This window comes from Micromonospora sp. NPDC048909, from assembly GCF_040649635.1.
Classification (GTDB): Bacteria; Actinomycetota; Actinomycetes; order Mycobacteriales; family Micromonosporaceae; genus Micromonospora.
Window position 1 is genome coordinate 306,445 of sequence record NZ_JBEZFU010000001.1, and the last position, 12,372, is coordinate 318,816.

The 12,372-nt window shown below is 74.7% G+C and carries 9 protein-coding genes; 2 read left to right on the top strand and 7 right to left on the bottom strand.

What is annotated here, in order from left to right; translation table 11 throughout:
* Positions 1-9: 9 nt before the first annotated feature.
* The 6 genes from AB0C04_RS01505 to pdhA all read right to left on the bottom strand — a co-directional run bounded on the left by AB0C04_RS01505 (position 10) and on the right by pdhA (position 8,990).
* Entirely contained in the window at positions 10-1,842 is a 1,833-nt protein-coding gene (locus tag AB0C04_RS01505; protein ID WP_357046816.1) for an NHL domain-containing thioredoxin family protein, read from the bottom strand.
* Between the two features lie 133 nt (positions 1,843-1,975).
* A complete protein-coding gene (locus AB0C04_RS01510; protein ID WP_357046818.1) occupies positions 1,976-4,645 on the bottom strand; it encodes a hypothetical protein in 2,670 nt (889 codons plus the stop codon).
* Positions 4,646-4,988: 343 nt separating this feature from the next.
* Positions 4,989-5,126 carry a hypothetical protein gene (locus AB0C04_RS01515; RefSeq protein ID WP_350868483.1) on the bottom strand — a complete coding sequence of 46 codons (138 nt, stop codon included), beginning with the start codon at positions 5,124-5,126 and terminating at the stop codon, positions 4,989-4,991.
* A gap of 221 nt (positions 5,127-5,347) precedes the next feature.
* Positions 5,348-6,820 carry a dihydrolipoamide acetyltransferase family protein gene (locus AB0C04_RS01520; protein WP_357049038.1) on the bottom strand — a complete coding sequence of 491 codons (1,473 nt, stop codon included), beginning with the start codon at positions 6,818-6,820 and terminating at the stop codon, positions 5,348-5,350.
* Positions 6,821-6,825: 5 nt separating this feature from the next.
* Positions 6,826-7,815, bottom strand: a complete 990-nt coding sequence (locus AB0C04_RS01525; RefSeq protein ID WP_357046820.1) for an alpha-ketoacid dehydrogenase subunit beta — start codon at positions 7,813-7,815, stop codon at positions 6,826-6,828.
* Entirely contained in the window at positions 7,815-8,990 is a 1,176-nt protein-coding gene (pdhA, locus tag AB0C04_RS01530) for a pyruvate dehydrogenase (acetyl-transferring) E1 component subunit alpha (protein ID WP_357046822.1), read from the bottom strand. The genes AB0C04_RS01525 and pdhA overlap by 1 nt, the downstream gene beginning before the upstream one ends.
* A gap of 524 nt (positions 8,991-9,514) precedes the next feature.
* Here pdhA and AB0C04_RS01535 point away from each other — a divergent pair.
* Both AB0C04_RS01535 and AB0C04_RS01540 read left to right on the top strand, forming a co-directional pair.
* The gene (locus AB0C04_RS01535) at positions 9,515-10,312 is read left to right on the top strand and encodes a hypothetical protein (protein ID WP_357046824.1); all 798 of its coding nucleotides are present in this window, start codon (positions 9,515-9,517) and stop codon (positions 10,310-10,312) included.
* Positions 10,313-10,375: 63 nt separating this feature from the next.
* Positions 10,376-11,002: a phosphatase PAP2 family protein gene (locus tag AB0C04_RS01540; protein ID WP_357046826.1), complete on the top strand. Its 627-nt coding sequence runs from the start codon at positions 10,376-10,378 to the stop codon at positions 11,000-11,002.
* Between the two features lie 131 nt (positions 11,003-11,133).
* On the opposite strand, the gene AB0C04_RS01545 is transcribed toward AB0C04_RS01540, so the two are convergent.
* Positions 11,134-12,348 carry a hypothetical protein gene (locus AB0C04_RS01545; RefSeq protein ID WP_357046828.1) on the bottom strand — a complete coding sequence of 405 codons (1,215 nt, stop codon included), beginning with the start codon at positions 12,346-12,348 and terminating at the stop codon, positions 11,134-11,136.
* Positions 12,349-12,372 lie beyond the last annotated feature (24 nt).

The window sequence follows — 12,372 nt, forward strand, 5'->3', positions numbered from 1 at the left end:
AGTCGGGTCTCAGGCGTCCAGACCGCGCAGGACCAGCGGCAGGCGGGCGACGCCGGTGTCGACCACCCGGACCGGCACCCCCCAGTCCTGCCGGGTCAGGTGGCAGGCCGCGTGCTCGACGTCCGCGTCGCAGGTCGCCGCCTGCGCGGTCACCTGCAGCACGCCGCCGGCGACCTCGCCGTTGACCACCAGTCGGCGGGACAGGTCGGTACCGCTGCCGGCCCCCTCGACGAGCAGCTCCGGTGGCGAGGCGGAGATCACCAGCCGGGTCGACGGGCCGTACGTCTCGTCCAGCTTCTGGCCGGGCGCCGGGGTGAAGATGATGTCCAGGGTCAGCTCGCCGGCGGTGACGTCGGTCGGCTTCCGTTCGGTGCGGTGCCGGGGGCCGTCCACCGTGCTCGCGCCGGCCGCGGAGAGCGCGCCGGGAGCCAGCCGGGTGAGCCGGTGCGCGGCGGACTCGACCACCAGCACCTCGCCCTCCGGGGTGAGCACCAGATCGCTCGGCTCGGCCAGGCCGTCGGCGACCGTGGAGACCTGGGCGGTCTCCGGGTCGAAGCGCCGGACCGCCCCGTTGTACGTGTCGGCGACCAGCACCGACCCGTCGGGCAGCGCGCACACCCCCAGCGGGTGCTGGAGCAGCGCCGTCTCGGCCGGCCCGTCGACGTGGCCGAAGTCGAAGAGCCCCTGCCCGACCGCGGTGCCCAGCACCCCGTTCTCGATGTAGCGGATCGCACTGGTCTCGCTGTCGGCGATCCACAGCCGGGTGCCGTCGGCGGAGACGGAGAGGCCGGAGGGCTGCGCCATCCACGCCTCGGCCAGCAGGCCGTCGCGGAGCGCCTCGACGGTGGTGCCCGCGTACATGCCGGCGGTCCGCTTGATCGGGTCGAACCACCAGAGCTGGTGGATGCCGGCCATGGCGATGATCAGCTTGTCGTCGTACCAGGCCAGGTCCCAGGGGGAGGAGAGGTCGACCGAGAGCGCGTCGTGCGCGTGGTCGTCGACCGTCGAGCGCCACTGCCGCCCGCTGCCGGCCACCGTGACCACCTCGCCGGTCGCGAGCCGTACGCCGCGCAGCAGGTGGTTGACGGTGTCCGCGACGACCAGGTCGTAGCCGGCCACCTCGGCCACGTGCGTCGGGAGCAGGCAGAGCCCCTGCGGCTCGGAGAAGGTCGCCGCCGCGGCCGGCCCGTCGACCCGGCCCCGGCTGCCCGAGCCGATCCGGCGGACCAGCCGCTCGCCGTCCGGTGCCAGCTCGGCCAGGGAGTGCCGGGCCGAGTCGGAGACCAGCAGGTTGCCGGAGTCGAGCAGCACGGCCTTGCCGGGGAAGCGCAGCGTGGTCTCCGGCTCGGTGGGCGGGACGTAGGGGCCGTCGCCCCGGTGCAGCGTGCCCTTCGCCTCGTGGGTGGCGATCAGCTCGTCGATCAGCCGAGCCAGGCCCTCGGCGTGACCCTCGCCGGCCATGGTGGCCACCACGTAACCCTCGGGGTCGATCACCGACAGGGTCGGCCAGGCGCGGGCCGCGTACTGCTGCCAGGTGATCAGCTCGGGGTCGTCGAGGACCGGGTGGTGAACCCCGTACCGCTCGACCGCCGCCGCCAACGCGTCCGGGTCCTTCTCGTGCTCGAACTTCGGCGAGTGGACGCCGATCACGACGAGCACGTCGCCGTACTTCTCTTCGAGCGGGCGCAGTTCGTCGAGCACGTGCAGGCAGTTGATGCAGCAGAAGGTCCAGAAATCGGCCAACACGATCTTGCCGCGGAGGTCGGCGAGCTTCAGCTCACGCCCGCCGGTGTTCAGCCAGCCCCGACCGCGCAGCTCGGGGGCCCGTACTCGTGCGCTCATGCGTCCAGTCTGCCGGAGACCGGTGGCCGGGTCGGCCGGTACCTCGAGCGGGCTCGATCACACTCCGGGAGCGACCGGCGGCGGACGCGAACGGCGGGGCCACGGAGGTCCGTGGCCCCGCCGTCGGATGGTTCTACTGTCCGGCCGGCTTCAGGCAGAGCACCCGGTTGGACCCGCCACCCGACAGCTCCACCCGCGGCTGGGCCGGGTCGGCGCACTTGTCCTTGTTGTCCACCTTGGAGGTCACCGTGAACGCGTTGGCCTCGCCGCAGTCCGCCGCCACGGCACCCTCGCCGTCCTGCTTCACGCAGGTGCCGACGGCCGGGTCGAACGCCGGCGCCTCGTTACCGCCGCCGACCTTGCCGAGCAGCATGAGCAGACCCAGCGGCACCGCCAGGATGAGCACCGCGGCGACCAGCACGGCTGCCAGCACACGGCCGTTGCGCACCTTCGGCGTCGGCGCCTCGACCTTCGGCTCCTCGTCCGGCTTGAACGCGTCGAAGCGTCCCTGGTCGGACTCCGAGGCGTTCGGCGTGCTCGGCCCCCAGGACGGCAGGGGCTGCTGCTGCGGAGGCGGCGGGAACGGCGGGGGGAACCCGCCAGGTGCCGGGTCGGCCGCGCCGGGCGGGCCGTAACCGGGGATCCCACCCATGCCGGCGTCGCCGTGCGGCGAAGCCGGCGAGCCGAACGGGTCAGCCGGCCGCTCCGTCCCGGGGTGCGGGCGCACGCCGTTCATCGGTCGGTTGCTGCTCGGCGCGTCGACGAACGACGGCACGCCCGGCGGGAACGCCGGTGGGGCGGACGGGCCGGAGTTCAGCGGCGGGTTCTCGGCGAAGCCGCTCGGCGGCGGCACCCGGTCGTCGAAGCGAGGCTCCGGCCCGGACTCGGGCCGGTGCTCCATGCCGTACGGATCGGGCTCGGCCTGCGCCGGCTCGTCCGCGGTCTCGGGGCGGGCCGGCCGGCCGTAGACCCGGGGCTGCGGGGCGGGTGAACCCGTCGGCCGCATGGCCTGGTCGGTCGGTGGCATCACCCGGCTGGCCAGCGGCACCGAGGCGCTCGCTGCCGCCCGGCCCACGGCGTCGGCCTGCGGTACGGACGCGCGGGCGGCCGCACCCGACTCCGGCGAGGTACGCGGCGCGGGCACCACGGGCCCGGCCGAGGACGGCTCCTCGTTGCGCGCCTCGGCCTGACCCCAGCCGGACTGCTCCTGCTCGTACGACTGCCCGGCACCGTCGCCACCGGCCCGCTCGGGCCAGTCGGCGCGCTCGCCCGCCGGGGCGCCGTACGGGGCCGGCGAGCCGAACTCGGCCGGCGGGGCGTAGTCGGCGGGCGGGGCGGCGGCCAGACTGGCGCCGGGTACCCGCTGCTCCTGCGGGGGCAGCGGCACCGCGTTGGCCGGTGAGATGCCCGGCGCGGGGCCGGGCTGGTAGACGGGCTGCTCCTCGGCCTGTTCCGGGGCCCGGCCAGCCGCGGCGTCGGCTCGGCCCCACGCCTCGCTGGCCGACCACGGCTCGACCTCCGACGCGGCGGGCCGCTCGGCGCCGGTCCACTGCGCTGGGTTCTCCGCACCCCAGGCCGGGGCGGCGTCGGCGCCGGGCACGCTCGCGCTGGCCCGGGCCGGCGCGCCGTTCGGCTCCGCGGCAGCCCAGCCGCCGGAGCGGGCGGCGTCGTCCTGAGCCGAGCCGGCAGGGCTCTCGCCCCAGGCGCCCGGGGCGGGGTTCCCCTGCGGCCGCTCGTCGTTCTGCGCGAGCATCCAGTCGGGCTGCCCCGGCCGGTCCTCCGGCGCGGCGGTGGTACCCCAGCCGGCCGGCTGCGCGGCCTCGTCCGGCTGCGCCCCGGCCGCTGCCGGCCAGCCGCCGGAGCCGGCCGGGTCCTGCTGGCTGGCCCAGCCGCCGGAGGCTGCCGGGTCCTGCTGCGCGGCCCAACCGCCGGAGCGGGCCGGGTCGTCCGCCGCCGACACCTGCGCGGCGCCGCGCGCGGCGGGCTCGGGCTGGCCCCAGGCCGGGACCGACTGCTCGGCCTGTCCCCAGGTCTGGCCGGACTGCTCGGCCTGGCCCCAGGCCTGCTGACCGTTCTGCTGCGCACCGTCGGCCCAGCCGCCGGCCTTCGCCGGGGCGTCCTGCTGCGCGGGCCCGTCGGCCCAGCCGCCGGCGCGGCCCGGCGTGTCCTGCTGCCCACCGTCGGCCCAGCCGCCGTTGGCCGTGCCGGGCTGCCCGGTGCCGGCCCAGCCGTCGGCGCGGCCCGGGTCGTCCTGCGGTGCGGTGCCGGCGGCCTCCTGCTGGGCCCAGCCGCCGGAGCGGGCCGAGTCGTCCTGGGGCCAGGCCTGCGTGGCCGGCGCGGGGGCCGGCACCTGCGCCGCACCCCGGGCGGCCGGCTGAGACTGCGCCCAGGCGGGCTGCTCGGCGCCGGCCCAGGCCGGGCCGGGCTGCTGCTCAGGCTGTGCACCCCAGCCGGGCTGGGCGGTGCCGGTCGCGGCCCAGGCCTGGTCGGGTTGCTCGGGCTGTGCGCTGCCGGTGCTCGCCCACGGGCCGGGCTGCCCCGCCTCGGCGGGCGGCGGCACCTGCGCGGTGCCCCACTGCGGAACGGGGGGTTGGTCCTGCTGCCCCGCCCAGGCGGGGGCGGGCGGGTTGGATCCTGCCGGCGGCGGCGGCGGCGGCGGGGGCGCCCAGCCCAGGTCCGGGCCGGCGGCGCCGTAGCCGTTCCCCGGCTGCGCCGGCCGGTCGCCGTACGGCGCCGGTCCGCCGGCGCCCGGTGACACCTCGTCCGGCTCCTGGCCGGGGTGGTGCGGGCCCTCGGACGTCATCGGTGCGCCTCCTCCATCACATTCGGCCGCCCGTGCCGATCGGTCTCCTCGGCAGGGCTGCCGGCGTCGCCGGCATGCCGGCCGTGCCGGGCTCCCCGCACCGTATCCGGTGGCCGCCCGCGGCCTCCGGGGAGCACCGGTCGTCACTCCCCGTGGCCGGACGATGTCGAACTGCTTCTATCGGCTCGACCTCGCCGGGTCGGCGGGCGACGACCGAAGCCCACCGTACCGGGCGCTGCGGCTAGGTGGAATCCCGGTGCCGACGGGTGTGAAACGCCGATGACCCGCCCGGGGCGTCCGGGCGGGTCATCGATCTGGAGGAGAAGAGGAACGTCGTGGCGCGTCAGCTCATGTGACGCTGGGCGATGGCGAGGAGCTCCTCGCGGACCGCCGGCGAGTTCGCCGAGCGCAGCGCGTGCTCGATGGCACGCGCGCGGCGGGTGGCGTCGCGACGGGTCCGGATCCGCTCGATCATGCTCATGGTGTCTCTCCTCCTGGCTATTCGGTTGTCAGCCCCTGGTGTCTCTATTTAACCGCACCAGGGGGCCAACTTCCATCGATTATTAGGTGAGCTGAGACACCAGCCGAACAATCGAAGGTAAAACCAGCCGGCCGCTTAGGTTTCCGTCTGCCAATGGACACGGCCGGTGTGCCGGGCGTTAACCCGAGGCACACCGGCCGTGGCTGGCGCGGAAGGACCGGTCAGGTCCAGGCGAGCAGCGCCGCCTCCGGGTCGGCGAGGAAGTCGCCGATGTCGCGGAGGAACTTCGACCCGAGCTCACCGTCGATGATCCGGTGGTCGAAGGAGAGGCCCAGCGTGGTGACCTGGCGCGGGCGGACCTTGCCCTTGTGCACCCAGGGCATCTCCCGGACGGCACCGAAGGCCAGGATCGCCGACTCGCCCGGAGGCAGGATCGGCGTGCCGGTGTCCACCCCGAACACCCCGACGTTGGTGATGGTCAGGGTGCCGCCGGACATGTCCGCCGGCGAGGTGCGGCCGGCCTTCGCCGTCTGCACCAGCCCGGTCATCGCGTCGGCCAGCTCGCGCAGCGTGAGCCGCCCGGCGTCCTTGATGTTCGGCACGATCAGGCCGCGCTCGGTGGCCGCCGCGATGCCGAGGTTGACGTACTCCTTGACCACGATCTCGTCGCCGGCCCAGGTCGAGTTGACCATCGGGTGCCGCTTGACCGCCAACAGCACCGCCTTCGCCACCAGCAGCAGCGGCGAGACCCGGACGTCGCGCCACTCCCGCCGGCCGCGCAGCCGGTCCAGCGCCTTCATCGCCCGGGTCATGTCTACGGTCAGGAACTCCGTCACGTGCGGCGCGGTGAAGGCCGACCGGGACATGTTCTCGGCGGTGAGCTTGCGTACCCCCTTGACCGGGATGCGCTGCTCGCGGTCCGCGCCGAAGCTCGGAGCCGTCGTGCCGACCACCGTCGCCGCGATCGGCTCGGCCGTCGCCACGGCCCCGCTCGCCGCCTGCTGCACGTCCTCCCGGGTGATCGAGCCCAGCGGGCCCGACCCCGTCAGCGTGCTCAGGTCGACCCCGAGGTCCTTGGCGAGCTTGCGTACCGGCGGCTTGGCGAGCACCAGCCCGCCGACCGCCGTACCGCCCTGCCCGTTGCGGCCCTGTGCCGGCACGGCCGCCGGCTGCGGGGCCGGCGCGACCGGCGCGGGGGTCGTGACGGCCTGCGCCGGGACGGCGCCCTTGCGCGGGCGGCGCTTCGCCGCGGTGGTACGCGGGCCGTAGCCCACCAGCACCGCGGTCCGCCCGCCCGGGGCGGGGCCGCCGATCAGACCCGGCTCGACCATGCCCTCGGCCGGCGCCACCTCGACCGCCGCCAACGACGCGGCCGACGGAGCGGGCAGGTCGCCGCTGGGCTGACCGGTGACCGACGGCGTGTCCGGGGTGTCCAGCGGGCCGGCGTCCGGGTCGGTGTCGATCGCGATGATCGGCGTGCCGACCTCGACCGTGGTGCCCTCCGGGTGGAAGAGCCGCTGCACCCGCCCGGCCCACTTCGCCGGGATCTCCACGGCCGCCTTGGCCGTCTCCACCTCGACGATCGGCTGGTTCAACTCGATGACGTCGCCGACCTTGACCAGCCAGCTGAGGATCTCGCCCTCGGTCAGCCCCTCGCCCAGGTCGGGCAGGTTGAATTCCTTGATCCGGGACATGCCGCTCACCAGCCGAAGGTGCGGTCGACGGCGTCGAGCACCCGGTCGAGGTCGGGCAGGAACTCCTCCTCCACCCGGGCGGCCGGGTAGGGGATGTCGAAGCCGGTCACCCGCAGCACCGGCGACTCCAGCGAGTAGAAGCACTGCTCGGTGATCCGGGCGGCCAGCTCGGAGCCGAGACCCAGGTTGGACGGGGCCTCGTGCACCACCACGGCCCGGCCGGTGCGCTTCACCGACTCGTAGACCACGCCCAGGTCGAGCGGGGAGATCGTCCGCAGGTCGATGACCTCCAGCTCCCGACCGTCCTCGGCGGCGGCGGTCGCCGCGTCCAGGCAGGTCCGAACCATCGGCCCGTACGCCAGCAGGGTGACGTCGGTGCCGGGCCGGACCACCCGGGCCGAGTGCAGCGGGTACGCGTCGGACAACGGCGCGTCCAGGTCGACCGGGCCCTTCTCCCAGTAGCGCCGCTTGGGCTCCAGGAAGACGATCGGGTCGTCGGAGGCGATGGCCTGCTGGATCATCACGTAGGCGTCCTGCGGGTTGGCGCAGGAGACCACCTTCAGGCCGGCCGTGTGTGCGAAGTACGCCTCCGGCGACTCGGAGTGGTGCTCCACCGCGCCGATGCCGCCGCCGAACGGGATCCGGATCACCATCGGGATCCTGAGCTTGCCCCGCGAGCGGTAGTGCATCTTCGCCACCTGCGACACGATCTGGTCGTACGCGGGGTAGACGAAGCCGTCGAACTGGATCTCGCAGACCGGCCGGTAGCCCCGGATGGCCAGGCCGATCGCGGTGCCGATGATGCCGGACTCGGCGAGCGGGGTGTCGATCACCCGCTGGTCGCCGAAGTCCTTCTGGAGCCCGTCGGTGATCCGGAAGACGCCGCCGAGCTTGCCGACGTCCTCGCCCATGATGACGACCTTGGGGTCGTTCTCGAGAGCGCGGCGCAGGCCGGTGTTCAGGGCCTTGCCGAGGGTGAGCGTCTCCGTGGCCATCAGTGGGCGCTCCCCTCGAACGACTCCATGTAGCGGCTGAACTGCGCGCGCTGCTCGTCCAGCAGCGGGGACCCGGTGGGGTAGACGTGGTCGAACATCGTCACCGGCTCGGGGTTGGGCATGGCGAGCACCCGCTCGCGCAGGTGCACCGACTCGCGGCGGGCCTGCTCGTCGACCTCGGCGAAGAAGTCCGCGTCGGCGATCTGCTGCTTCTCCAGGAAGGCCTTGACCCGGGCGATCGGGTCCTTGGCCTGCCAGGCCTCGACCTCGCTGGCGATCCGGTAGCGGGTCGGGTCGTCGGAGGTGGTGTGCGCGCCCATCCGGTACGTGTACGCCTCGATCAGGCTCGGGCCCTGCCCGTGCCGGGCGTTGTCCAGCGCGGTGCGGGTCACCGCGTACGAGGCCAGCACGTCGTTGCCATCCACCCGGACACCGGGGAAACCGAAGCCGGCGGCCCGCTGGTAGAGCGGGATCCGGGTCTGCCGCTCCAGCGGCTCGGAGATCGCGTACTGGTTGTTCTGGCAGAAGAAGACCATCGGGGCGTTGAACACGCCGGCCCAGACGAAGGCCTCGTTGACGTCACCCTGGCTGGTGGCGCCGTCGCCGAAGTAGGCGATCACCGCCTCGCCGTCCTCGGTGCCGGTCTTGCCGTCCATCGTGATGCCCATGGCGTAGCCGGTCGCGTGCAGGGTCTGCGCCCCGATCACGATCGTGTACATGTTGAACTTGAACTCGTTCGGGTCCCAGCCGCCCTGGTCGACGCCGCGGAACAGGCCGAGCGGCATGATCGGGTCGATGCCCCGGCAGTAGAGGACGCCGTGCTCCCGGTAGGTCGGGAAGGCCATGTCCTGGGTACGCAGCGCCCGGCCGGAGCCGACCTGCGCCGCCTCCTGCCCGAGCAGGCTGGCCCAGATGCCCAGCTCACCCTGACGCTGCAGGGCGGTGGCCTCGGCGTCCAGCTTCCGTACCAGCACCAGGTCGCGGTACAGGCCGCGGTACTCCTCGTCGGTGAAGTCGACGCGGTACACGGTGCCGTCCCGCCCGGTGAAGCTCTCGATCCGCTCACCCTCCGGGGTGAGCAGCTGTACCAGGTCCGGGTCGCCGACCGCGGACTTCCTGGAGCGGGGTGCGGCCCGCCTGCCGCGGGTGGTGACCCCGGGGTCGCCCTTTGCCATCCGTCTCTCCCTGTCGTCTCTGCGTCGGCACCGGGGGGTGACCCGGCCGCGCAAATCCTGCACCTGTCCGGCCGGTGCCGGACGGGTTCCTGGCGGCCGCGCCTAGCCCGGGTGGGGGTTGCCGCGCGGCGCGAGCCGGATTCGGTGCCGAACCCGGTTCGGGAGCGCCGGCGCCCAGCCGTACCTGCCGCGAGGGTGCGCGGAGGCCGCGGCTGCGTTGCCGTCGTGGTCCATATTCGCAGAGCAGGTGAGTGGGCCCACAAGTACGCCCGCCCTTCCGGCTGGCACCCAATTGCTTCGCGGCATTTGTCAACATCAGGCCCGTCGGGTGCCGCTCGACGATCCGGTGCTGATTCGTCACCGTTCGGCCAGTTGGGTGTGTCGACACGCTGTGGAGGGCTGGTCAACGCAGCGTTACTGGGCCAGGCTGATTGCCGCGGGATCGCCACGATCGGGTGGTTTGCCGCATCTCCGGGTCACGTCCGCGTCCCGGTCCGTCCACGGTCGACAACGAGGGAGGCGTGGTGTCCGAGCCAGCCGACGGTCCCGGTACGCCGCTGCTCGGTCGGCACCGCTCCACCAACGGCGGCTACCGCCGGGTGGTCGGCGCGCACCGTGCCCGCGGCTCGGCCGCGCCGGCCAAGGGCTACCTCTTCACCGTCGCGCTGCTCGCCGGCACCGCGTCGATGCCGATCCTGGCGGCGATCAGCGCCGGCTCGGCCACGGTGGGCAGCACCGCCCTGCCGGACAACAGCACCCCGTTCATCCCGACGCCGTCGGTCGGGCCGGTGGTCATCCCGCTGCCGGTGACCAGTCAGCCCGCGCTCCCGCCGGCCCGCCCGGTGATCACCCCGTCGGCCGCCAACGGCTGGTCGCCCGGGGTCGCGCTGGAGACGCCGGACCGCCCGGAGCAGGCCGTGCCGCCTCCACCGGGCCCCGGCCGGCCGGTGCCGCCCGCCCCGGTGCCGCGCCCGCCCCGGCCCACCCCGCCCTCCGCCTCGCCGAGCCCGTCACCGACGTCGACCGGGTCGCCGACCGGCGGGCCGTCGCCCACGGCGTCCGCGACCAGCACCATCTCGGTGCCGCCCCGTCCCACCCCCACCGGGACGGCCAGCCCCACCCACTCGACGCCACCGGAAGGTCCGCCGGAGCCGACCGATCCGCCCGCGACCCACCCGACACCCGTCGACCCGCCGGCGACCCTGACCGCCGGCCCGACTCCCAGCAGCGCCGGGAGTCCGACCCCGCCGGCCACCAGCAGCGTTCCGCCGCCCCGGGAACCCGTGGACCGGCACCCGGCCACCTCCCCGCCGGTACGGTGACGATCAGAAGCGGCTGAGCCGCCCCGGCCCGTGCCGGCCGGCGTGCGGAGCGGAGGAGACGGCGTGGGCGGCGGTGCGGAACCCCGTCCGGGCACCGTCGCCCGGCCCGGCCCGACGTTGCGACTGGCCCGGCTGGTCACCGAGCTGACCGCGCCCGCGGTGCTGGTCTCGGTGCTGATGCTCATTATCGGCTGGCACAGCGCCCGGGGCGGCGCCCACGGGCTCGCCTGGGGGCTGCTGGCCACCGTCTTCGTCAGCGGCATCCCGTTCGCGTACATCCTCGGCGGGGTCCGTCGGGGCCGGTTCACCGATCACCACGTGGGGCTGCGCGAGCAGCGCCGGGTGCCGCTGCTCTTCGGTCTCTGCTCGGTCGCCGCCGGGCTGGCTCTGCTCGCGGCGCTCGGCGCCCCGCGTCCGATGCTGGCGCTCGCCGCGGCCGGCGTGGTCGGCCTGGTGGTCGCGGTGACCGTGAGCCATTGGTGGAAGATGTCCATCCACTCGGCCGTCGCCGCCGGCACCGTGGTCGTCCTGGTGCTCACCTTCGGGGCCCGGCTGCTGGTCACCGCGCCACTGATGGCTCTGGTCGGGTGGTCCCGGGTGCGGCTGGGCGACCACACCACCACCCAGGTGGTGGCCGGCGGCCTGGTCGGCGGCCTGGTCACCGGCGTGGTCTTCGCCGCCCTCCGCTGACCCACCCCACCCCACCCCACCCCGCCCCGTCCCCGCCCCCGCCGATCATGAGGTCTGCGGCGGTGTCGATCTCCTTCGTCGCCGCAGACCTCATGATCAACCCGATCGAACGGGTGGGTAGAGGTGGGTGGTCAGTCGTCGGCCAGCCGGTGCCGATTGGCCTCGATCCAGGCGTCCAGCGCGGCCGGGTCGTCCGGGTCCACCCCGTCGGCCATCAGCTGCGCCACCGCGGCCGTCGCCGGGCTGCGCCGTTCGCCGGTGCTGTAGAGCCGGGCGAACTCCGGCACCATCTCCTCGATCGCCGCGTCGGTCTGCTCCGCCGCCGACTCGGGCAGGCCGCGCCGGTGGGCCGCGTAGCCGGCCCAGGCCCGCAGCACCCGGGGCAGCATCGCGGCGTCGTCCATGTCCAGCACCGCCCGCCGGTGCACCCAGTCGAGCAGGAACAGCCCGGCGACCGCCGGGCTCCACCGCAGCGGATCGGCGTCCGGGAAGGTCGCCGCGTGGTCGAGCAGCAGGCTGAGGCAGAAGTGCAGCGAGGCCAGCTCGGGGCCGTCGACGGTGTCCAGGCCGGCGCGGGCCGCCTCCGGCGAGGCGAGGAAGCGCCGGACCAGCTCGGTCCGGTCGTCGGCGGAGAGCTGTTCGGGCTCCCGGGGCGCCGGCAACGCCGCGCCGGGCAGCAGCGCCAGCCGGGCGCCGACCAGCGCCCGGTCGGTGGCGAGCGACCCCTCGCCGGGCAGCTCGCCGAGGTCGTCCGTGATCAGCAGGTGCCGGGCCACCTCGCTGCGCATCCGGGCCGGGTCCTCCTCCCGGAACCAGGTCAGGTCGTCGCTGGCGCACATCTGCCGGACCTGCTCCAGGATCCGCTCGGCGGGGCCGCCGACGAAGACGTCCTTGGTGATGCCGATGTTGTGGTCGACCAGGGCCACCAGCGCGTGCTCCGGGCCGCCGACCGCGTCGTCGTAGGCGAAGGTGGCCAGGTAGGAGGTCTGGTCGCCGTACACGTCGCCGTACGCCCAGCTGCCGGTGAGGTGCACCCGGCCGAGCTGACCGGACCACGCCGGCGCCTGGCTGCCCGGGCGGACCCGGCCGGCGCCCTCGGCGTCCGGCACCAGGGTGGCGAAGACCGAGCGGATGGTGGTCGCCGCGGCCGTACGCCGGCGCGCGGTGGCGACGAGGAAGCCGGCGACGAACTCCCGGACGGCGGCGCTGCGGTCGGTCTCGGCGATCGCGTAGACGCTGCCGAGCAGCGCGGCGCCGAGCATCTCGGCGTCCAGGGCGCAGTCGAGCTTGGTCACGTCGCGTGCGGCGTGCAGCACCGCGTCGTAGGGGGTCTGAGGCGTGGCCATGCTCCGACCCTACGCCCGGGGGGC